Annotated in this window: 21 protein-coding genes; 16 read left to right on the forward strand and 5 right to left on the reverse strand. The window is 72.6% G+C overall.

The window, feature by feature from the left end; genetic code table 11:
• Positions 1-159: 159 nt before the first annotated feature.
• Positions 160-1,197: a hypothetical protein gene (locus ACE3QY_RS11580; RefSeq protein WP_374456178.1), complete on the forward strand. Its 1,038-nt coding sequence runs from the start codon at positions 160-162 to the stop codon at positions 1,195-1,197.
• A 441-nt stretch (positions 1,198-1,638) separates the two neighbouring features.
• Entirely contained in the window at positions 1,639-4,833 is a 3,195-nt protein-coding gene (gene ileS / locus ACE3QY_RS11585; protein WP_374456179.1) for an isoleucine--tRNA ligase, read from the forward strand.
• 7 nt (positions 4,834-4,840) lie between these two features.
• Here ileS and ACE3QY_RS11590 read toward each other — a convergent pair whose 3' ends face one another.
• Both ACE3QY_RS11590 and ACE3QY_RS11595 read right to left on the reverse strand, forming a co-directional pair.
• Complete coding sequence (locus ACE3QY_RS11590) at positions 4,841-5,629, reverse strand: ABC transporter permease (RefSeq protein WP_374456180.1); 789 nt, start codon at positions 5,627-5,629, stop codon at positions 4,841-4,843.
• Positions 5,626-6,600 (reverse strand): ATP-binding cassette domain-containing protein, encoded by a 975-nt coding sequence (locus ACE3QY_RS11595; protein ID WP_374456181.1) that lies wholly within the window; start codon positions 6,598-6,600, stop codon positions 5,626-5,628. Before ACE3QY_RS11595 ends, ACE3QY_RS11590 begins: the two co-directional genes overlap by 4 nt.
• 87 nt (positions 6,601-6,687) lie before the next feature.
• On the opposite strand from ACE3QY_RS11595, the gene ACE3QY_RS11600 reads away from it, so the two are divergent.
• From ACE3QY_RS11600 to ACE3QY_RS11625, 6 genes are read left to right on the forward strand one after another with little or no spacing between them, the layout of a single operon-like run.
• Positions 6,688-7,455: a TetR/AcrR family transcriptional regulator gene (locus ACE3QY_RS11600; RefSeq protein ID WP_374456182.1), complete on the forward strand. Its 768-nt coding sequence runs from the start codon at positions 6,688-6,690 to the stop codon at positions 7,453-7,455.
• An 8-nt stretch (positions 7,456-7,463) separates the two neighbouring features.
• A complete protein-coding gene (gene dapE, locus ACE3QY_RS11605) occupies positions 7,464-8,522 on the forward strand; it encodes a succinyl-diaminopimelate desuccinylase (RefSeq protein WP_374456183.1) in 1,059 nt (352 codons plus the stop codon).
• 58 nt (positions 8,523-8,580) lie between these two features.
• Positions 8,581-9,351: a TIGR00730 family Rossman fold protein gene (locus ACE3QY_RS11610; RefSeq protein ID WP_374456184.1), complete on the forward strand. Its 771-nt coding sequence runs from the start codon at positions 8,581-8,583 to the stop codon at positions 9,349-9,351.
• A 13-nt stretch (positions 9,352-9,364) separates the two neighbouring features.
• Positions 9,365-9,664, forward strand: a complete 300-nt coding sequence (locus ACE3QY_RS11615; protein ID WP_374456185.1) for a DivIVA domain-containing protein — start codon at positions 9,365-9,367, stop codon at positions 9,662-9,664.
• Positions 9,665-9,679: 15 nt separating this feature from the next.
• Positions 9,680-10,102 carry a hypothetical protein gene (locus ACE3QY_RS11620; protein ID WP_374456186.1) on the forward strand — a complete coding sequence of 141 codons (423 nt, stop codon included), beginning with the start codon at positions 9,680-9,682 and terminating at the stop codon, positions 10,100-10,102.
• On the forward strand, positions 10,102-10,872 hold the full coding sequence (locus tag ACE3QY_RS11625; protein ID WP_374456187.1) for a M14 family zinc carboxypeptidase: 771 nt from the start codon (positions 10,102-10,104) through the stop codon (positions 10,870-10,872). Before ACE3QY_RS11620 ends, ACE3QY_RS11625 begins: the two co-directional genes overlap by 1 nt.
• A gap of 69 nt (positions 10,873-10,941) precedes the next feature.
• On the opposite strand, the gene ACE3QY_RS11630 is transcribed toward ACE3QY_RS11625, so the two are convergent.
• Positions 10,942-11,757, reverse strand: coding sequence for an enoyl-CoA hydratase/isomerase family protein (locus ACE3QY_RS11630; RefSeq protein WP_374456188.1), 816 nt, complete (start codon positions 11,755-11,757; stop codon positions 10,942-10,944).
• Positions 11,758-11,941: 184 nt separating this feature from the next.
• Here ACE3QY_RS11630 and ACE3QY_RS11635 point away from each other — a divergent pair, with 184 nt between their 5' ends.
• From ACE3QY_RS11635 to ACE3QY_RS11645, 3 genes are read left to right on the forward strand one after another with little or no spacing between them, the layout of a single operon-like run.
• On the forward strand, positions 11,942-12,109 hold the full coding sequence (locus tag ACE3QY_RS11635) for a DUF3117 domain-containing protein (protein ID WP_179617972.1): 168 nt from the start codon (positions 11,942-11,944) through the stop codon (positions 12,107-12,109).
• Positions 12,110-12,111: 2 nt separating this feature from the next.
• Positions 12,112-13,644 (forward strand): M17 family metallopeptidase, encoded by a 1,533-nt coding sequence (locus ACE3QY_RS11640; RefSeq protein ID WP_374456189.1) that lies wholly within the window; start codon positions 12,112-12,114, stop codon positions 13,642-13,644.
• Positions 13,644-13,982 carry a hypothetical protein gene (locus tag ACE3QY_RS11645; protein WP_374456190.1) on the forward strand — a complete coding sequence of 113 codons (339 nt, stop codon included), beginning with the start codon at positions 13,644-13,646 and terminating at the stop codon, positions 13,980-13,982. The genes ACE3QY_RS11640 and ACE3QY_RS11645 overlap by 1 nt, the downstream gene beginning before the upstream one ends.
• Before the next feature lie 259 nt (positions 13,983-14,241).
• Here the strand turns inward: ACE3QY_RS11645 and ACE3QY_RS11650 are convergent, their stop codons facing one another.
• Entirely contained in the window at positions 14,242-14,901 is a 660-nt protein-coding gene (locus ACE3QY_RS11650; protein WP_374456191.1) for an O-methyltransferase, read from the reverse strand.
• A gap of 207 nt (positions 14,902-15,108) precedes the next feature.
• Here ACE3QY_RS11650 and sigE point away from each other — a divergent pair, with 207 nt between their 5' ends.
• The 3 genes from sigE to ACE3QY_RS11665 are packed head-to-tail and all read left to right on the forward strand — an operon-like array spanning position 15,109 to position 17,698.
• Entirely contained in the window at positions 15,109-15,732 is a 624-nt protein-coding gene (gene sigE / locus ACE3QY_RS11655; protein WP_374456192.1) for an RNA polymerase sigma factor SigE, read from the forward strand.
• Positions 15,729-16,232, forward strand: a complete 504-nt coding sequence (locus ACE3QY_RS11660; RefSeq protein WP_374456193.1) for a hypothetical protein — start codon at positions 15,729-15,731, stop codon at positions 16,230-16,232. The genes sigE and ACE3QY_RS11660 overlap by 4 nt, the downstream gene beginning before the upstream one ends.
• Positions 16,229-17,698 carry a S1C family serine protease gene (locus ACE3QY_RS11665; protein ID WP_374456194.1) on the forward strand — a complete coding sequence of 490 codons (1,470 nt, stop codon included), beginning with the start codon at positions 16,229-16,231 and terminating at the stop codon, positions 17,696-17,698. Before ACE3QY_RS11660 ends, ACE3QY_RS11665 begins: the two co-directional genes overlap by 4 nt.
• A 22-nt stretch (positions 17,699-17,720) precedes the next feature.
• On the opposite strand, the gene ACE3QY_RS11670 is transcribed toward ACE3QY_RS11665, so the two are convergent.
• Complete coding sequence (locus ACE3QY_RS11670) at positions 17,721-17,981, reverse strand: helix-turn-helix domain-containing protein (RefSeq protein WP_374456195.1); 261 nt, start codon at positions 17,979-17,981, stop codon at positions 17,721-17,723.
• Positions 17,982-18,081: 100 nt separating this feature from the next.
• Between ACE3QY_RS11670 and ACE3QY_RS11675 the strand changes: the two genes are divergently transcribed.
• Positions 18,082-18,759, forward strand: coding sequence for a hypothetical protein (locus ACE3QY_RS11675; protein WP_374456196.1), 678 nt, complete (start codon positions 18,082-18,084; stop codon positions 18,757-18,759).
• Positions 18,760-18,764: 5 nt separating this feature from the next.
• On the forward strand, positions 18,765-20,000 hold the full coding sequence (locus tag ACE3QY_RS11680; protein ID WP_374456197.1) for a CpaE family protein: 1,236 nt from the start codon (positions 18,765-18,767) through the stop codon (positions 19,998-20,000).

The raw sequence follows: 20,000 nt of genomic DNA on the forward strand, positions 1-20,000 counted from the left end.
CGTGGGGGGTTGGGTCGCCCCCCCGCGTTTGCCCTGGGGCTGTGGGCGGGGGTGCGCCCCCCGGGCCACCAACCCCCCACTGGACTACCCCACCAGCTCGCGACGGAACTGCCCTGTGGAGAACGGCCCGAGGGGCGCGTACGGGGGAAGGCTCTCCCCATGTTCTCCCCGCAGCCCTTCCACCCCGAGCGCTCCGGACTGGTGGCACCTGTCCGCGTCGACCCGACCGGGGTGGCCGGTCCGACGCGCGGTCAGGCGCGCGGCCCGCGCTGGAGGTCCACCAGCTACGGGCTCGTCGTGCCGGCCGAGGTGCCGACCGTGCCGACCCAGCGCGTCGTCGAGGCGGCCGCGGTGCTCCAGGAGGACGAGGCGGTCACCGGGTGGGCCGCCCTCCACTGGGCGGGCGATCCGTGGTTCGACGGCACCGCGGACGGTGTGTCGCCGCGCGACGTGACGGTCGTGGCGCGTCGTCACCTGACGGCCCAGCCGGGGTTCGCCGTCAGCCAGGAGTTCCTGCACCCCGACGAGATCGTGGTCGTCGACGGGGTGCCCATCACCAGCCACGTGCGTTCGGTGACCTTCGAGATGCGGTACGCCGACGGGCTCGGGCCAGCGGTCGAGGCCGTCGACATGGCCTGCTACTCGGACCTGGTGTCGGTCGCCGAGGTGGCGGCGTACGTCGCGCAGCTGGGGCCGGTCACCGGCATCCAGCAGGCACGTGACGCCGTTGCCGAGGCAGAGGAGAACTCGTGGTCGCCGCGCGAGACCCGGATGCGCGGGGTGTGGATGCGTCGCGCCGGGCTCCCGCGGCCGCGGTGCAACGTCCCGGTCTTCACCCTGGACGGACAGCACGTCGGGACCCCCGACCTCATCCACCCGGCCAGCGGGCTCGTCGGGCTCTACCACGGTGAGTCCCACATCAGCCTCGTCGGCGCAGCCAAGGACAACAAGCAGGAGGCCGACTTCCGGGACCTCGGGCTCGAGCCGGTGAGCATGCTCGCCACCGACTGGAACGACCTCGACGACTTCGTGCGGAGGTTGCAGGCGGCCGCTCGTCGCGCTCGCGACCGGCACACCCCGAGGGGCTGGACGATCGAGCCACCGCCGTGGTGGACGGCGACCGAGACCGTCGAAAGGCGTCGGGCGCTCGCGGAGTGGGAGAAGGCCCGCTACCTGCGCTACCGCCTCGCTGCCTGACCGCTCGCCCGCTGCAAGTTGGCGCGGGCCGGCCCGGCCGGCCGGGGATGGCGCGGGATGGCCGTCCCCGCTCGCCGGGGTAGTCCAGTGGCAGATGGTTGTCGATCGGCACTCCGGACAGCCATCTGCCACTGGACTACCCAGACGCATGAGCCATCTGCCACTGGACTACACCCCCGGGCGGCACCAAACGATTGGCGCCCCCGCGCGCGAGCGCCGTACGATCGGGGGAGGCGTTCGAGCCGTCATCAGCGGCGAGCCTCGGGAAGAACAGGTGCGGCGACCCGGCCGCGGCCCCAGTAGAACCTGACGGGTACGGCCCGACACAGCCGCAAACGAAGCGGGGACCTCCGGGTCCCAAGCGAGGTGGTACCGCGGTCAGCAGATCGTCCTCGTGGTGACAAGCCCGAGACGTACGACGCACCGCGAGGAGCACTCCAGATGGCCTATCCCAAGGTCTCGCACACCGGCGCCACGACCGTGGCCAGCAGCCCGCGCTTCCCCGAGGTCGAGGAGGCGGTGCTGGCGTACTGGGAGGAGGACGACACCTTCCGCGCGAGCGTCGAGCAGCGCGACGCCGGGGAGAACGGCACCAACGAGTTCGTCTTCTACGACGGCCCGCCCTTCGCCAACGGCCTGCCGCACTACGGCCACCTGCTCACCGGCTACGTCAAGGACCTGATCCCGCGCTACCAGACGATGCGCGGCCGCAAGGTCGAGCGCCGCTTCGGCTGGGACACCCACGGGCTGCCCGCCGAGCTCGAGGCGATGCGCCTCAACGGCATCAAGACCACCGACGAGATCGTTGAGCTGGGCATCGAGAAGTTCAACGAGGCCTGCCGCCAGTCGGTGCTGAAGTACACCGGCGAGTGGCGCGACTACGTCACCCGCCAGGCGCGCTGGGTCGACTTCGACAACGACTACCGCACCATGAACCCGGAGTTCATGGAGTCGGTCATCTGGGCCTTCAAGCAACTGCACGAGAAGGGCCTGGTCTACGAGGGCTTCCGCGTGCTGCCCTACTGCTGGCAGGACGAGACGCCGCTGTCCAACCACGAGCTGCGGATGGACGACGACGTCTACCAGGTGCGGCAGGACCCGGCGGTCACCGTCGGCTACGACGTCACCACCGACGGCCCGCTGAAGGGGGTCAAGGTCCTCGTCTGGACGACGACCCCGTGGACGCTGCCGTCCAACCTCGCCGTCATGGTCGGCGAGGACATCGACTACGTCGTCGTCGACGTGGACGGAGTGCGCTACCTCCTCGCCGAGGCCCGCGTGGCGTCGTACTCCCGCGAGCTGGGCGACGACCCGCAGGTCACCTGGCGCGGGAAGGGCGCCGACCTCGTCGGCCTGGAGTACGCCCCGCCGTTCTCCTACTACGCCGGCCACGCGAAGGCGTTCCGGCTCGTGCCGGCCGAGTTCGTGACGACCACCGACGGCACGGGCCTGGTGCACACCGCCGGCGCCTTCGGTGAGGACGACAAGGTCGTCACCGACCGCGAGGGCATCGAGGCCGTGATGCCGGTCGGCAAGGACGGGCGCTTCACGTTCCCCGTCACCGACTACGAGGGCATGCAGGTCTTCGACGCCAACCTCCAGATCATCGACCACCTCAAGGCTGCGACGAGCGGAGACGGCGAGACGGGGAGCGTCACGCCCGGCACGGTGCTGCTGCGCCGCGAGACCTACGACCACTCCTACCCGCACTGCTGGCGCTGCCGGCAGCCGCTGATCTACAAGGGCGTCTCGTCGTGGTTCGTCGAGGTGACCAAGGTCAAGGAGCGCCTGATGGCGCTCAACCAGGAGATCCGCTGGGTCCCCGAGCACATCAAGGACGGCCAGTTCGGCAAGTGGCTGGAGAACGCCCGCGACTGGTCGATCACCCGCAACCGCTTCTGGGGCTCCCCGGTGCCGGTGTGGAAGTCCGACGACGAGCACTACCCGCGCATCGACGTCTACGGCTCCTTCGAGGAGATCGAGCGCGACTTCGGGCGGCTGCCGCGTGACAAGGACGGCAACCCCGACCTGCACCGGCCCTTCGTCGACGAGCTCACCCGCCCCAACCCCGACGACCCGACCGGGAAGTCGACGATGCGCCGCGTCACCGACGTCCTCGACGTGTGGTTCGACTCGGGCTCGATGTCGTTCGCGCAGGTGCACTACCCGTTCGAGAACAAGGACTGGTTCGAGCACCACTTCCCGGGCGACTTCATCGTCGAGTACATCGGCCAGACCCGCGGCTGGTTCTACACGATGCACGTGCTGGCCGGCGCGATTTTCGACCGCCCGTCGTTCTCGACGTGCCTGAGCCACGGCATCGTGCTCGGCAACGACGGCCAGAAGATGTCGAAGTCGCTGCGCAACTACCCCGACGTGCGCGAGGTCTTCGACCGCGACGGCGCCGACGCGATGCGCTGGTTCCTCATGTCGAGCCCGATCCTGCGCGGCGGCAACCTCGTCGTCACCGAGCAGGGCATCCGCGACTCGGTGCGGCAGGTGCTGATCCCGCTGTGGAACAGCTGGTCCTTCTTCAGCCTGTACGCCAACGCGGCGGGCGACAGCGCGGGCCACGACGCCGTGTGGCGCACCGACAGCGCGCACCCGATGGACCGCTACATCCTGGCCAAGCTGCGCGACTACGTCGCCGCGATGACCGACCAGCTCGACAACTACGAGGTGGCGGCAGCGTGCGACTCCACGCGCGGCTTCCTCGACGTGCTCACCAACTGGTACATCCGCCGCTCGCGCGACCGCTTCTGGGACGAGGACGCCCAAGCCTTCGACACCCTCTACACGGTGCTCGAGGTGGTCTGCCGGCTCACCGCGCCGCTGATGCCGCTGACGACCGAGGAGGTGTGGCGCGGCCTGACCGGCGAGCGCTCGGTCCACCTCACCGACTGGCCGTCCGTCGACGACCTGCCGGCCGACGACGCCCTCGCGGCGTCGATGGACACGGTGCGTGACGTCTGCTCGGCCGGCTCGGCGCTGCGCAAGGCCGCCAACCTCCGCAACCGCCTGCCCCTGCAGTCGCTGACGGTCGTGGTGCCCGACGCCTCGTCCCTCACCGGCTTCGAGCAGCTGGTCGCCGACGAGCTGAACCTCAAGCAGGTCGGCCTCCTCGACCTCGACACCCCGGAGGCGGCGTCGTACGGCGTCGAGCAGCGGCTCACCGTCAACGCCCGCGCCGCCGGACCGCGGCTCGGCAAGGACGTGCAGCTCGCGATCAAGGGCTCGAAGACGGGCGACTGGTCGGTGGCCGAGGACGGCACCGTCACCGCGGGCGGCCTGGCCCTGGTGGAGGGGGAGTACGCCCTCGACACCGTCGCCGGCGACGCGTCCGGCGGCACCGCGACCGGCGTGCTGCCGCGCGGCGGCTTCGTGGTCCTCGACACCGAGGTGACCCCGGAGCTCGAGGCCGAGGGCACCGCCCGCGACCTGGTGCGTGCGGTCCAGCAGGCCCGCAAGGACGCCGGGCTGGCCGTGTCCGACCGGATCGCGCTGACGCTCTCCGGCCCGGCAGCGACGCTCGACGCGGCGCGCACCCACGAGGCGCTGCTCGCCGAGGAGACCCTCGCGACGAGCGTGTCGTACGTCGACGCGGACGACCTCGCGGTCGAGGTCGCCCGCGCCTGACGGCGGCTCAGACGGACAAGCTCCGGTAGGCACGCGCCGACAGCGGCACGAAGACGGCGGCGATCGCCAGCGGCCAGAGCGCGGCGACCAGCACCGCATGGTCGGCGAGCACGCCGTCGGTGAGGCCCGAGGGGTTGCCGAACAGCTCACGGCACGCGGCCGCCGTCGCGGAGACCGGGTTCCACTCCGCGAGGAAGCCCAGCCAGCCGGGCATGTCCTCGGGTGAGACGAACACGCTGGAGAGGAAGCCGATCGGCCACACCAGGATCTGCACCGCCATCACGCCGCCCTCGCCCCGCAGGACGAGGCCGAGGAAGATGCCGAGCCAGAGGAAGGCGAAGCGCAGCCAGAGCAGGAGCGCGACGGCGAGCAGGGTCTGGGCCCACGTGCCGTCCGCGCGCCACCCGATGAGCAGGCCGCCGACCACCAGCACGGCCAGCTCGACCGCGGTGTTGACCATGTCGGCACCGGCGCGCCCCAGGGGCACTGCCACGCTGCTGATCGGCAGCGAGCGGAAGCGGTTCGTCACGCCCTTCTTCGAGTCGTTCGCGATGGCCGACATCGTGCCCTCGAGGCCGAACATCATCGCGAGCGCGAACATCCCCGGCAGCAGGTAGGGCAGGTAGTCACCGCCTCCGGGGAGCGCGATGGAGCCGCCGAAGAGGTAGCCGAAGACGAGCACCAGCATGATCGTGAAGGCGATGCCGAAGAGCGGGGCCCACGGCTCGCGCTTCCAGTGGGTGAGGTCGCGCTGGACGATGATCCAGCTCTGTCGCAGTGCCCGGGCCGTGCTCATCGGCGGCTCCCGTCCGTGGTGGTGGTGTGGTCGGTCAGGTGCAGGAACACCTCGTCGAGGGTGGGCTCGCGGAGCTGCACGTGGCTGGGCCGTACGGCGGCCGCGTCGAGCGCCCGGACCGTGGACAGCAGCGCGGCGGTGCCACCGGCGGTGCCCGCCTCGACGACCAGCCCGGACTCGTCCGCGAGGAGCTGCACCCCGTGCCCCGTTGTGTCCGCGACCAGGCGGACCACGGCTCCCGCGTCGGTGCCGGGCGGGAGCCCGACAAGCACCCGGTCGCCCCCGAGGCGCGCTTTGAGCTCGCCCGGAGTGCCCTCGGCGACGACCCGGCCGGCGTTCATCACGGTGATCCGGTCGGCGAGCTGGTCGGCCTCGTCGAGGTACTGCGTGGTCAGCAGCACGGTCGTGCCGAGGGCGACCGCGCGGCGTACGGCGTCCCACACGTCGGCGCGGCCGCGCGGGTCGAGGCCGGTCGTTGGCTCGTCGAGGAACAGCACCGCCGGCCGGGTGATGAGCCCCGTCGCGATGTCGAGGCGGCGCCGCATCCCCCCGGAGTACGTCGACACCTTGCGGTCCGCGGCCTCGGCGAGGTCGAAGGCGGTCAGCAGGTCGTCGGCGCGGGAGCCGGCCGCCACCTTCGACAGTCCGTGGAGCCGGCCGAACATCACGAGGTTCTCCCGGCCGTGCAGGATCTCGTCGAGGGCGGCGGCCTGGCCGATCAGCCCGATGGCGGAGCGGACCCGCCGCGGCTGGGTGCGGACGTCGAAGCCGGCGACGCTGGCCGTGCCCTCCTCGATCCGGGTGAGGGTGGCGAGGGTGTTCACGGCGGTGCTCTTGCCGGCGCCGTTGGGGCCCAGGAGGGCGTGGACCGACCCGGGTGCGACGGTCAGGTCGAAGCCGTCGAGCGCGGCCGTGGCGCCGTACCGCTTGCGTAGTCCCCGGGCGGTGAGCGGTGGGGGAGACGTGGTCATGGAACTCCTTTTCGTACGGTGTACGGAGATAAGCGCACCACTGTAGCATTTATTCCGTACGTCGTACGAAGAAGTTAGGGTGGGCGCGTGCCCGACCCCGATCCCGTGCTCGCGCTGCTGTGGCGCCACGCCGCGCCCGCGGCTGAGGCCCCGACGCCCCGCCGGGGTCCCCGGCAGCGGCTGAGCGTGGACGACGTGGTGGACGCGGCGATCGAGCTCGCCGACCGCGACTCGCTGCCGGCACTCTCCATGCGCGTGCTCGCCACTCACCTGGGCATCGGCGCCATGACGCTCTACACCTACGTCCCGAACCGGACCGACCTGATCGTGCTGATGGTCGACCAGGTGTTCGGCCGCAGGTCCTTGCCGCCGCACGGCGACGACCTGCGGGCGCGGCTCGAGGCCGTCGCCCGGATCCAGCACCAGGACTGCCGCGAGCACCCCTGGCTGCTCGAGGTGGCGGGCATCCGCGCGTGGCTGGGTCCCCACGTGGCCGACCGCTACGAGTGGCAGCTCGCCGCGGTGGAGGGCATCGGCCTGGACGACGTGGAGATGGACCAGACGATCACCCTGCTCGCGTCCTTCGGGACCAGCATCGCCCGGGCAGAGCACGCGGTGCGGCAGGCCGAGCGCGAGTCGGGGATGACCGACGCCCAGTGGTGGGAGGCCAACGCCGGCCCGCTCGGCGAGGTGATGGCCGGCCGGGACTACCCGCTCGCCGGCAGGGTCGGCTCGGCCGCGGGCGAGGCGTACCAAGCGGCCAGCGACCCGGGGCGCGAGCTCGACTTCGGACTGGCACGCATCATCGACGGTGTGCTCGCACTCCTCGCCGAGCGACGAGGTGCGGCTGGTTGAATCAGGGCATGCCCCACCTCGACCTCTCCGCCGACGTCGTCACCCTGACCGAGCAGCTCGTCAACACCTTCTCGGTCAGCCACCACGAGCAGGAGATCGCCGACGCGGTGGAGGAGGCGCTGCGCGCGCTGCCGCACCTCACGGTCACCCGGCGCGGGCACACAGTGGTCGCGCGCACCGACCTCGGCCGGCCCGAGCGGGTCGTCATCGCCGGCCACCTCGACACGGTGCCGCTCAACGACAACCTGCCGGCGCGTCGCGAGGACGGGATCCTGCACGGCCTCGGCACCTGCGACATGAAGGGCGGCGACGCGGTGATGCTCAAGCTCGCCGCCGACCTCCCCGCGCCCAACCGCGACCTCACCTTCATCTTCTACGAGGCCGAGGAGGTCGACTCGGTCCACAACGGGCTGCGCAAGCTCACCGAGAGCGACCCCGACCTGCTCGAGGCCGACTTCGCGATCCTGATGGAGCCGAGCAACGCCTCGATCGAGGCGGGCTGCCAGGGCACCATGCGCGTCGACGTACGCACCACCGGCGAGCGCTCCCACAGCGCCCGGAGCTGGAAGGGCGTCAACGCCATCCACCTCGCAGGGCCCGTGCTCGCCCGGCTCAACGACTACGTCGCCCGGCAGCCCGAGATCGACGGCCTGACCTACCACGAGGGCCTCAACGCCACCGGCATCCGCGGCGGCGTCGCCGGCAACGTCATCCCGGACGAGTGCGTGGTGGAGGTCAACTTCCGCTTCGCCCCCGACCGCAGCGAGGCCGACGCCGAGGCGTTCGTCCGCGACTTCTTCGAGGGCTACGACGTCACGGTGACCGACATGGCCGCCGGCGCCCTGCCCGGGCTGGACCGACCGGCGGCCAAGGCGTTCGTCGACGCGGTCGGCGGCGAGCCGGCTCCCAAGTTCGGCTGGACCGACGTCGCGCAGTTCACCAAGCTGGGCGTGCCGGCGGTGAACTACGGACCCGGCGACCCGATGTTCGCCCACAAGCAGGACGAGCACGTCCCGATGGAGCACGTCGAGCGCTGCGAGCGCACCCTGAAGGAGTGGCTGGCATGAATACACCACGTTCTTCTCCTCCGCTTCGCTCCCCCGAACAACGCCGAGGGGACCCCACATGAGCGACCGCACGCACGACCGGATGAAGGGCCCGGTCATCGAGCGCCGCGGGCAGGTCCGCGAGGGCAGCACGACCGACCAGCGGCTGCTCGACTCCCGCGGTCCGACCGACTGGGTGCACACCGACCCGTGGCGTGTCCTGCGGATCCAGGCCGAGTTCGTCGAGGGGTTCGGTGCGCTGGCCGAGCTCGGACCGGCGATCGGGGTCTTCGGGTCGGCCCGCACCCCGACCGACCACCCGCACTACGCGATGGCCGAGGAGGTCGGCCGCCGCCTCGCGGAGGCGCACTTCGCGGTGATCACCGGGGGTGGGCCCGGTGCGATGGAGGCGGCCAACAAGGGCGCCTGCGAGGCCGGCGGCGTCAGTGTCGGCCTGGGCATCGAGCTGCCCTTCGAGGCGGGGCTCAACCAGTGGGTCGACAAGGGCATCAACTTCCGCTACTTCTTCGCCCGCAAGACCATGTTCGTCAAGTACGCCCAGGGCTTCGTCGTGCTGCCGGGCGGCCTCGGCACCTTCGACGAGCTCTTCGAGGCGCTCACCCTCGTCCAGACCCAGAAGGTGACCTCGTTCCCCATCGTGCTGCTGGGGACGGCGTACTGGCAGGGGCTGATGGACTGGATGCGCGACACCGTGCTCGCCGAGGGCAAGATCAATCCGCAGGACCTCGACATGATGGTCGTGACCGACGACGTCGACGAGGCCGTGGCGCTGATGGTCGCGGCCCGCGAGGACCGCTGGCCCACCCCGTCGCCGAAGCGGCCCGAGTGAGCGGGGTCGGCCGATGATGTGGCTCTTCGCCGTGCTGGTCGTGGTCGTGATGGGCGGGGTCGCCATGGTGGCCTCCGGCCGCGGCGGCTCGATGGCGCCGGCCTACGACGACCGTCCCGACCTCGCGCTGCCCGACGACCGGCCCATCGAGGCCGAGGACCTGCGCACGGTGCGCTTCCCGCTCGCGCTGCGCGGCTACCGGATGTCCGACGTCGACGCGTTGCTGGCGCGTCTGGCCACCCAGCTCGAGGACGCGGAGCGGGAGGGGTCTGGACCTGACGGGGACGCGTCTGGCGACCCCGGACCCTCCTAGGGCAGGATTCCTCGAATGTCGTTCCCGATTGTCGTGTGGATCCTCACGGCGCTGGCCGCCGTGGCGATCGTGCTGACCCGTCTGCGCCTCAGCGGCGAGGAGGCGGCCGGCCAGTTCTCGATCAGCCGGCGGATCTCCCTCGTGCACTTCGGCGCGGGCATGGTGGCGCTGGTGCTGTGGCTCGGTGTGCTGGTGGCGCCGGAGGACTCGCTCATCGGGGGCGCGGTCGTGGGGATCGTCGCGATCGCCGCGTGGTGGGTCACCGCCGTGTGCGGGCTGCTGATCCTGGCGCGGTGGCTGCCCGCGAAGGGGCGACACGTCCCGGAGGCGTCCGGCGACGGCTGGAGCGACGGCCCCGGTCTCTCGCTGCTCGCCCACCTCGGCATGGTGGTCGGCGTGCTGGTCTTCACCTACGCCTACCTCGCCGCGGCCGTCTGATGCGGGCCGTCCTCGCCGCCCTCCTGACGACGGGCCTCCTGACCGGCGGGCTGGTGGGCGGGCCGGGGTCCACCGCGAGCACAGCGGCCGTCGAGGCGCGCTCGCCCAACCGACCCGCGGTCGTCGAGGTGCGCACCATCGGCCACTCGGTGCGCGGCCGGCCGATCCGGGCCTGGCGACTGGGTGAGCCGGGCAAGCGGCCCATGGTGCTGATCTCGACGATGCACGGCAACGAGCCGCACACCCGCAGGATCCTGGAGACGCTGCGCGACGGCCGCGCGATCCGCGGGGTGGACCTGTGGGTCATCCCGACGTACAACCCCGACGGGCTGGCGCGCCACAGCCGCCGCAACGCGCGCGGGGTCGACCTCAACCGCAACTTTCCCTTCAAGTGGGCCGACCTCGACGGCAACTACGAGTCCGGCCCGCGGCCGGCGAGCGAGCCGGAGACGCGCGCGGTGATGGCGTTCCTGCGCGAGGTCGACCCGCGCCGGGTGCTGAGCTTCCACCAGCCGCTCGTCGGCGTCGACACCGACACCAAGGACGCCGGCTTCGCGCGCCGCGTGGCGCGCGCCCTGCGGCTGCCGCGCAAGACGCTGGACTGCGGTGGGTTGTGCCACGGCACCATGACGATGTGGTTCAACCGCCACTTCGCCGGGTCCGCGCTGACCGTGGAGTATGGCGCGCGCCCGCCGCGCCACCGCATGGTCGTCCAGGCGCCGCGCCAGGTCCTCGGCGTGATCGGGGCGCACCGCACCCGGCGCGGCTGACCGACAGGGTCGAGTGCCCCCGCGGCACCAGTCACCGCGGGGCCGCGCACTCGACCCAGCGGCCCGCCGTCAGCGGCCCCGGAAGGCCGGCTTCTCCTTCGCCACGAAGGCGTCGACCGCGGCGAGGTGGTCCTCGGTCCCGCCCGTGAGCGCCATCTTCTCCGCCTCGAAGGCCAGCGACTCCTCGAGCGGGTGGGCCGCGGAGTACGCCACCGCCTGCCGGATCGAGCCGAACGCGACGGTCGGGCCCGCCGCCAGACGGGTGGCGAGCTCGCCGACGGCGGCGCGGAAGCCGTCCTCGGGCACCACCTGCGTCGCCAGGCCGAGGTCGAGCGCCTCCTGCGCCGAGACGGTGCGTGGGAAGTAGAGCAGCTCCATCGCCTTCGCGCGGCCGACGAGCCGGGGCAGGGTCCAGCTCGACCCGGTGTCGCACGAGAGCGCGACGCCGGCGAAGGAGGTGTTGTAGCCGGCGGTGTCGACCAGGATCCGGAAGTCGGCGGCGAACGCCAGGCTCGCGCCCGCACCCGCGGCGACGCCGTTTACGGCTGCGACGACGGGCTTGGGCATGGTCGCCAGGGCAAGCAGGATCGGGTTGTAGTGCTTCTCGACGGTGTCCGAGAGCGGGACGTCGGCGTCGCCCTTCAGCCCGGCCAGGTGCTCCTTGAGGTCCTGCCCGACGCAGAAGGCCCGGCCGCTCCCGGTGAGCACCACGCAGCGCACCTCCGGGTCCTCGGCCACCTGCTGCACGGTCTCCAGCAGGAGGTCCTTGGTGGCCACGTCGAGACCGTTCATCGCGTCGGGCCGGTTGAGGGTGATCGTGGCGACGGAGTCGACGACGGTGAGCAGGACGGGGGAGGCCTCGTCGGTGGTCTGGGGAGCAGTCATGGGGGGCAGTCTGCCGGACGTCCGCTCCCCGTCCGTGCGCCCTGTGGTGCCGATCACGTGCGTCATGAGGGATACTGGGACCGTACGACGCCGATCGGGGTGGCCAGGAACGACTCAGCCGCCTCGATTCGCATGTGAAGAGCCACCATCGTCACGAGATGGCTGAACAGGAAGAGGTGCGCCGATGGCCGCCATGAAGCCCCGCACGGGCGACGGACCCCTCGAGGTCACCAAGGAGGGACGCGGCATCGTCATGCGCGTCCCGCTCGAGGGTGGTGGGCGGCTTGTGGTCGAGCTGAACGCCGAGGAGGCAACATCTCTCGGCGACGCCCTCAAGGACGTCGTCGGCTGATCGTGGCCACCACTGCGCAGCTGCCCACGCAGGTATCTCCACCCGAGTTCGCACTCAGCCCGGCCCTGCCGCACCAGATCGGCGGGGCCGAGGTCTGGGCCTTCCCGGTCCTCCCGGACCCGGACGGACTCCTTCTCGGACCCGGTGCCGACGAGGCCTCCGAGGCCCTCGGCACCGACCTCCTCGCGGCCCTCGAGGCCGCGAGGGCCACCGGTCGCACCGGTGAGATCACCACCGTCCCGGTGGCGGCCGGCCCCGCCGACGCGGTGAGCCTCGTGCTCCTCGTCGGTGTCGGCGACGGCTCGGTCACCGACTTCCGGCGCGCCGGCGCCGCCCTGGCGCGCGCCACCAAGGACCGCGCCAGCGTCGTCACCACGCTCGCCGCGATCGCCCCCGACGACGGCCTCGGCGCCCTGGTCGTCGGTGCGATGCTCGGCTCGTTCTCCTTCCACTGGCGCTCGACCGGCCCGAAGGAGCGTCCCGTCGCGCGCATCGTGCTCGCCGACGTCAGCGACGACGGCGCTGACGACGAGCTCGCCCGGGCCATCGCCCTGGGCGGTGCCGGCTGGCGCTCCCGTGCCCTGGCCACCGTCCCGGCCAACCTCAAGACGCCCGCCTGGCTCGCCGAGCAGGCCGTCGAGGTCGGCGAGGCGGCCGGCCTGGCCGTCACGGTGTGGGACGAGGAGCAGCTGCGTGCCGAGGGCTTCGGCGGCCTGCTCGCCGTCGGTGGCGCGTCGGCCAACCCGCCCCGCCTCGTCCGCATGGACTACACCCCGCGCGGCGCCACGAAGAAGATGCCCACCATCGTGCTCGTCGGCAAGGGCATCACCTTCGACACCGGCGGCCTCGACATCAAGCCCAGCGAGTCGATGCTCACCATGAAGCGCGACATGAGCGGCGGTGCTGCGGTGATCGCTGCGATGGCCGCCCTGCGCGACGTCGACTGCCCGGTCCGCGTGGTCGGGCTGGTGCCGGCCGCGGAGAACTCCATCGGCGGCTCCGCCATGCGCCCCGGCGACGTGATCACCCACTACGGCGGTCGCACGTCCGAGGTCAACAACACCGACGCCGAGGGCCGGCTCGTGCTCGCCGACGCGATGGCGTACGCCGTCTCGGAGGTGGAGCCGGCCGTGCTGGTCGACATCGCCACCCTCACCGGCGCGATGAAGGTCTCGCTCGGCCAGTGGACCGGCGGCTACTTCGCCAACCACGAGGGCCTGGCCGCCCACGTCGAGGCGGCGGCGCTGGAGTCCGGCGAGAACGTCTGGCGGATGCCGCTGGTCAAGGACTACGAGGACAAGGTGACCTCCAAGATCGCCGACGGCGACAACGCCGCCGGCGGTGCGGGTGCGATCACGGCCGCGCTGTTCCTCCAGTACTTCGCCGGGGACGTGCCCTGGGCCCACATCGACTTCGCGTCGGCTGCGGAGTCCCCGACCGATCGGCACGAGTGGACCGCGGGCCCCAGCGGCTACGGCCCCCGACTGCTGCTGAGCTGGCTCGGCTCCGAGGATCCGCTCGACGGGATCGCCTGATGCTCGGCCTGACCGTCCGCTGGTCCCTCGCCGACGCTGCCGACGGTGTCGAGGACCGCTTGGCGACCTACGTCGCCGAGACCTCCCACGCCCGCTTCACCGGCATGACCGGCCTGCGCTTCAAGACCTGGCGGATGGTCCGCGGCGAGTGGTTCGAGGGCTGCTACGTCTTCGCCACCGACGAGGCGCGCGCGGAGTTCCAGCGCACCTTCACCGAGGGCGCCGCCGACTCACCCGGCTCGCAGATCATCGGCTCACCGCCGATCCTCGTCGAGGCCTGCGACATCGTCGCCATCGCCGAGGGCTGGGAAGGCTTCACGGCCTCGCCGAGGTGTTGATGGCGCTCGCGGGCCAGACCGGCACACGTGTCCGCGAAACCGCCCTCGCTGGTCCCTCCTGAGGGCGACATCCCGGACACGTGTGCGTCAGCCAGCGTCCCGGATCGCCCCGGCCTCCTCAGCCCCCGCGCTCGGCGCCCGACGTCGTCTGGACTGAGGAGCGAGCGAGTGCGACGAGCGCAGCGAGGCAGCTCGGGAGCGACGAGGGAAGACGACGTCTTGAAGGGCGCCGAGCACGCGCGAGCGGAGCGAGCGCCATTCAGCCAGCCTCGGGGGCCCATTCCTTCTTGGCCGCCAGGAGCCCGTCGCCGACGGGGAGCAGCACGGGGACGAGGGCGTCGTGCTCGAGGATGGTGCGGCCGAGGTCGCGGATGGTGACGGTCTCCTCGTCGCGCTGGGCCGGGTCGGCGACGCGGTCGTGCCAGAGCGCGTTGTCGAAGGCCACGATGCCGCCGGGGCGCAGCAGGCGCAGCGCCTCCTTGAGGTACGCGGCGTACTCGCGCTTGTCGCCGTCGCAGAACACCAGGTCGTAGTGGCCGTCGGTGAGGCGGGGGAGCACGTCGAGCCCGGCGCCGGCGATGGTGCGGGCGCGGTTGCCCGGGATCCCGGCCTCGGTGAACGTCTCCTTGGCCAGCCGCTGGTGCTCGGCCTCGATGTCGACGGTGGTGAGCACGCCGTCGGCGCGCATGCCGCGCAGCAGCCAGAGCCCCGAGACGCCGGTGCCGGTGCCGATCTCGACCACCGCGCGGGCGTCGAGGACCGAGGCGAGGAAGCGCAGGGCCGCGCCGGTGCCGGACCCGATCGGGGCGACGCCGACCTCCTCGGCGCGGCTGCGGGCCGCGGCCAGGATCTCGTCCTCGGCCACGAAGTCCTCGGCGTAGGTCCAGCTCGCGGTCTTGATCGGCGCAGTGTGGGGCACGAGCGGACTCTATCGCGCAGCGACGGCGCGACGTGGCCGGGAACACACGGGGCACCTGGGTCGTTGGAGGGGTCGTTGGACGCCGAGAAGTTCTTGGGCGTCGCGCATGGGGTTCACAGGGAACTCTCAGGCGCGGTCCCTAGCGTCAGGAAGGACAGCGAACCGTTGCAGCTGCGGTCGAGGAAGACGACGAGCCAGGGGGCACCCGTGGGTGACCAGGTCGAGACCACCCCGGAGTCCAGCCAGGACCAGGGAGCGGTCGCCGGCGCCGTGCCGAGCTGGGACGAGGTCGTCGAGCAGCACTCCGACCGGGTCTTCCGCCTGGCCTACCGGCTCACCGGCAACCGGCCCGACGCCGAGGACCTCACCCAGGAGGTCTTCGTCCGGGTCTTCCGCTCGCTCGACACCTACACGCCCGGCACGTTCGAGGGCTGGCTGCACCGCATCACCACGAACCTGTTCCTCGACGGCGCCCGCCGCAAGCAGCGGATCCGCTTCGACCCGCTCTCCGACGAGCGGGCCGCCCGGCTGACCAGCCCGGTCGCCGGGCCCGAGCTCGCCGTGGCCGACCAGACCTTCGACGACGACATCGAGACCGCCCTGGCCACGCTGCCGCCGGACTTCCGCGCCGCCGTGGTGCTGTGCGACGTCGAGGGGCTCAGCTACGAGGAGATCGCGGAGATCATGGACGCGAAGCTCGGCACCGTGCGCTCGCGCATCCATCGCGGCCGCACCATGCTCCGCAAGGCCCTGGCGCACCGCGAGCCCGCCGCGGGTCGCCAGCGCTACTCCGGCCCCACCGCCACCCAGCCGCGTGGAGCGGTGTCGTGATGACGCACCTCGGCTCGCGCGTCAGCGCCCTCCTCGACGGCCGGCTGGCCCCCGAGGAGGAGGAGCGCTGCTGGGCGCACGTGCACTCCTGCCACGCCTGCCGCGACCTCGTCGAGCAGGAGGGCCGGGTCAAGACCCAGCTGGCGCGCCTGTCGATGGGTCCCTCGACCTGCTCGCGCGACCTCAAGTCCTCGCTGCTCGGCAGCTGCTCGAGCCTCGCCCCGGAGCCGTTCCCGACCTCGCAGCACCGGTCCCGCCGCGGCCTGGTGGCCATCGGGGGCGGCGCGGCGAGCGCCTGCGTCGTGGGCGTCCTCGCCCTCGGCGTGGCCGGTGCCCCGCGGATCGACCCGCGCCCGCCGGCCACCGACCTGAGCCGCCCCGCCGGCCCGGCCGCACCCCAGACCACCACGGACGACCGCTCCGTCCGCACCCCGGTCTCACCCTCCCGGACGCCCCTGGCCGAGCGCTTGGTTGCGATCCGGGAGAAGATTGCTCCGTGAGCGACGAGGACAGGCCGGAAGCGCAGTCATCCGACGAGCCGACGCAGCCCCTCGCGGGTTGGCGTCCGGAGGAGCCGCGCCCCGCGCACCCGCAGGGTCGGGCGTACGGCGACGCGGCCGGTGCGTCCCCCGAGCCGACCCCCGAGCGTGCTCCCGAGCCGTCGGCCGACGAGCACCTGGTCGCCGGACCGCCGCCGACCGCAGCCCAGCCGGCGCCTCCGGCTCCTCAGCAGGCCCCTCAGCAGGCGCCGCCGACCGCGCCGCAGACCGTGCCGATGGCGCCCCAGTTCGGCCCGCCCGTCGCGGGACCGGCGTACTTCGGTCCCGGTCCCTACCCGCGCCCGGACTACGCCCGGCCCACGCCGGCGCGCAAGCTCCCGCTGTGGTCCTGGGTCGCCGTGGCCGCGGTCGCGCTGGTCGTCGGAGTCCTCGGCGGCCTGGCCGGCGCGGCGCTGCAGGACGAGCTGTCCTCGCAGGGCGGCACGGTCGACAACGGCCTCGACGGCGTACGCACCCAGAGCGCGGCGCCGCTCGACGCGGACAACGGGTCGGTCCCGGCGGTGGCCCAGGCGCTGCTGCCCAGCACGGTCCAGATCGTCGCCGAGTACGACGGTGAGTCGGGCGGCGCGACCGGGTCGGGCTTCGTGCTCGACCGGGAGGGCCACGTCGTCACCAACAACCACGTGGTCGCCTCGGCGGCCGAGGACGAGGGCCCGATCGTGGTCATCGACCACGCCGGCAAGCGGCACGACGCGACCATCGTGGGCCGGAGCTCGGTCTACGACCTCGCCGTGCTCCAGGTCGAGGCCGCCGACGGCCTCGAGCCGGCGGCCCTGGGCGCCTCCCAGGTGCTCCACGTCGGTGACCCGGTCGTGGCGTTCGGCGCCCCGCTCGGGCTGAGCCAGACCGTGACGTCCGGCATCGTCAGCGCCCTCAACCGTCCGGTCACCACCGGGGACTCCGCCGACGACTCCTCCTACATCAACGCCGTGCAGACCGACGCCGCGATCAACCCGGGCAACTCGGGCGGCCCGCTGGTCAACCTGGCCGGCGAGGTGGTCGGGGTGAACTCCGCCATCGCCACCACCGGCGGCGCGACGACCGAGTCGGGCAACATCGGCGTCGGGTTCGCGATCCCGATCGAGCAGGTGCGCACGACCGTCGACCAGATCCTCCGCACCGGCAAGGCGGAGTACCCGGTGATCGGCGCCCAGGTGCGCACCGGCGGCGAGCAGGACTCGGAGGGCGCCACGATCACCGAGGTCATGCCCGACACCCCGGCCGAGCGTGCCGGGCTGCAGAAGGACGACGTGATCACCCGGGTCGGCGACCAGCCCGTCAACGATGGCATCGCCCTCATCGTGGCGATCCGGACCCACCGACCGGGGGAGACCGTCGAGATGTCGGTCGTGCGGGGCGGCGAGGAGCAGGTCGTCGAGATCGAGCTCGACGGCAAGGTCGGTTAGTCAGCCCGGCGCCGGCGTCCGGCTACAGGTCCGAGGACTCGCTGTCCGCGGGCGCTGCCTCGGCATCCACGAACGGGTGCTCCTCGACGAACGACCTGGTCTCGGCGTACATCCGCTGGATGAACTCCTCGAGCTGGGACCGCTCGACGCGCCACTGGCCGCGACCGCCGATCTTGATCGCGGGCAGCTCGCCGCGGCGCACGAGGGCGTAGACCTGCGCGCTGGAGGTGTTGAGCACCTCGGCCACGTCGGCGAGCGTCAGGAATCGGGCGTCCTCGGGCATGGGGTCATCGTGCCACCCGCGCGGCTGCTCCCGGCGCCGACCGGCGGGAGCCTGTGGACAGACAGGTGTGAAGTCGGCCCGGTGCGGCAATGATGCTCGCGTGTCTCGGAAACCCTCTCGGACCCCGTCGCGCGACGACCGCCTCCTCGACGTCCCCGCGGCCACCCGCACCCGCTCGGCCGGCTGGCGCGACCCGCGGCTGTGGATCGGCGTCGCCCTCGTGACCGGTTCGGTGGTGGCGGGCGCGCGGATCATGGCCGGGGCCGACGACATGACGTCGGTCTGGGCCGCCTCCGGTGACCTCACCGCGGGCCAGACGCTGCAGGCCGACGACCTCGCGGCCACCCGGGTGCGCTTCGACGACGCCGCCGACGCGCGGCGCTACCTCGCCGTCGACGACGAGCTCCCGTCCGCGCTCACCCTGACCCGCCCGCTCGCGGAGGGCGAGCTGGTGCCGGCCGCTGCCCTGGGCGAGTCGACCGGCGACGACACCGTCTCGGTCTCGATCGCGGTGCCGGCCGAGCACGTGCCCACCGACCTGACCCGGGGCTCTCGCGTCGACGTGTGGGTGATCGGGGACGACCCCCGCTCGCGGGCGGCCGCGGAGCTGGTGCTGGGCGACGTGGTGATCCTGGACGCACCGGTCGTCACCGACTCGTTCGCCTCCGCGACCAGCCGGCAGCTGGTGCTCGCCGTGCCGCAGGCCGAGGAGGAGTCGCTCGCCGCGGTGCTCGCGGCCAGCGGTGACGACCGCGTCCGCGTCGTCGGCCGGGGCTGACGGCCGTGATCTGCGTCCTGCTGCTCGCCGCGGGGGAGGGGTGGGAGTCTCCCGTGCTGGCCGACCTCGAGGCGCACCCCGGCGTCGTGGTGCTCAAGCGCTGCGTCGACGTCGACGACCTGCTCGCCTCGGTGACCAGCGGCCAGGCCGACGTCGCCGTGATCTCCCTGGACGCGCCCGGCCTCGACCCCTCGAGCATCGCCCACCTGCGTCGCCACGCGGTCCGCCCGGTCGCGGTCACCACGGCCGTGCCCGAGGACCTCGACGTGCGCGAGCACGCGCAGCGGCTCGGCATCTCGGCGGTCGTCGGCGCGGGACAGCTGGCCACCCTGCCGGAGGTGGTGACCACGGTCGAGGACGTCGCCGACACCCGGGTGCGCGACGCCGAGCCGTTGCCTGCGCCGGTCCTGCAGTCCGACGGCGGCCGCGTGGTCGTGGTCTGGGGACCGGCCGGAGCACCGGGACGTACGACGGTCGCGACCAACCTCGCGTGCGAGGTCGCCGCACGGGGGACCGGCGTCGTCCTCCTCGACCTCGACCCCTACGGCGGGGCGGTGGCGCAGCAGCTGGGTGTGCTCGACGAGGTGTCGGGACTGCTGTCGGCCGCCCGGCTGGCCGGCTCGGGGCAGCTCGAGGAACGCTTCGCCTCGGTCTGCCGCGCGGTGGGCGAGCACCTCGCCGTCGTCACCGGGCTCCCGCGGCCCGACCGGTGGCGGGAGGTGCGCGCGGCCCACGCCGAGCAGGTGCTGGAGCACGCGCGCGGTCTCGGCGACGTCGTGGTGGACACCGGCTTCAGCCTCGAGGACGAAGCCGGCCCCGACTTCGGCGGCCGCCCCGGTCGCAACGCGCTCACCCTGGCGGCCCTCGAGCAGGCGGACGAGGTCGTCGTGGTCGGTGCGGCCGATCCCGTCGGGCTGACCCGCCTGGCCCGCGGTCTCGTCGACCTCCGCGAGCGCACCGGCGGCGTGCCGGTCCGCGTCGTGGTCAACCGCATGCGCGGCTCCATCGGCTGGTCGGAGAAGGACATCGCCGGGATGGTGGAGGGCTTCAGCCGGGTCGCCGGGCTGCACTTCCTGCCCGACGACCGCGCCGCGACGGACCGGGCGCTGGTGACCGGACGGTCCCTCGCCGAGGGCGGCGACTCCGCCCTCGTGCGCGGCCTCGCCGCGCTCACCGACGCCCTGTTCCCGGCCACGGTCAGGCCCCAGGTGGGGCGCGGCCGACGTCGGCGTCGCCGGTGA

Origin of the sequence: Nocardioides sp., from assembly GCF_041913365.1 — a bacterium.
Taxonomy (GTDB): domain Bacteria; phylum Actinomycetota; class Actinomycetes; order Propionibacteriales; family Nocardioidaceae; genus Nocardioides.

Excerpts from the sequence above, each read along its gene's own strand:
- ACE3QY_RS11625 (WP_374456187.1), top strand. The coding sequence starts at position 10,102 with ATGCGGGCCGTCCTCGCCGCCCTCCTGACGACGGGCCTCCTGACCGGC.
- ACE3QY_RS11595 (WP_374456181.1), bottom strand. The coding sequence starts at position 6,600 with ATGACCACGTCTCCCCCACCGCTCACCGCCCGGGGACTACGCAAGCGG.
- ACE3QY_RS11630 (WP_374456188.1), bottom strand. The coding sequence starts at position 11,757 with ATGACTGCTCCCCAGACCACCGACGAGGCCTCCCCCGTCCTGCTCACC.
- ACE3QY_RS11620 (WP_374456186.1), top strand. The coding sequence starts at position 9,680 with ATGTCGTTCCCGATTGTCGTGTGGATCCTCACGGCGCTGGCCGCCGTG.
- ACE3QY_RS11635 (WP_179617972.1), top strand. The coding sequence starts at position 11,942 with ATGGCCGCCATGAAGCCCCGCACGGGCGACGGACCCCTCGAGGTCACC.
- ACE3QY_RS11670 (WP_374456195.1), bottom strand. The coding sequence starts at position 17,981 with ATGCCCGAGGACGCCCGATTCCTGACGCTCGCCGACGTGGCCGAGGTG.
- ACE3QY_RS11610 (WP_374456184.1), top strand. The coding sequence starts at position 8,581 with ATGAGCGACCGCACGCACGACCGGATGAAGGGCCCGGTCATCGAGCGC.
- ileS (WP_374456179.1), top strand. The coding sequence starts at position 1,639 with ATGGCCTATCCCAAGGTCTCGCACACCGGCGCCACGACCGTGGCCAGC.
- ACE3QY_RS11580 (WP_374456178.1), top strand. The coding sequence starts at position 160 with ATGTTCTCCCCGCAGCCCTTCCACCCCGAGCGCTCCGGACTGGTGGCA.
- dapE (WP_374456183.1), top strand. The coding sequence starts at position 7,464 with ATGCCCCACCTCGACCTCTCCGCCGACGTCGTCACCCTGACCGAGCAG.
- ACE3QY_RS11590 (WP_374456180.1), bottom strand. The coding sequence starts at position 5,629 with ATGAGCACGGCCCGGGCACTGCGACAGAGCTGGATCATCGTCCAGCGC.
- ACE3QY_RS11645 (WP_374456190.1), top strand. The coding sequence starts at position 13,644 with ATGCTCGGCCTGACCGTCCGCTGGTCCCTCGCCGACGCTGCCGACGGT.
- ACE3QY_RS11615 (WP_374456185.1), top strand. The coding sequence starts at position 9,365 with ATGATGTGGCTCTTCGCCGTGCTGGTCGTGGTCGTGATGGGCGGGGTC.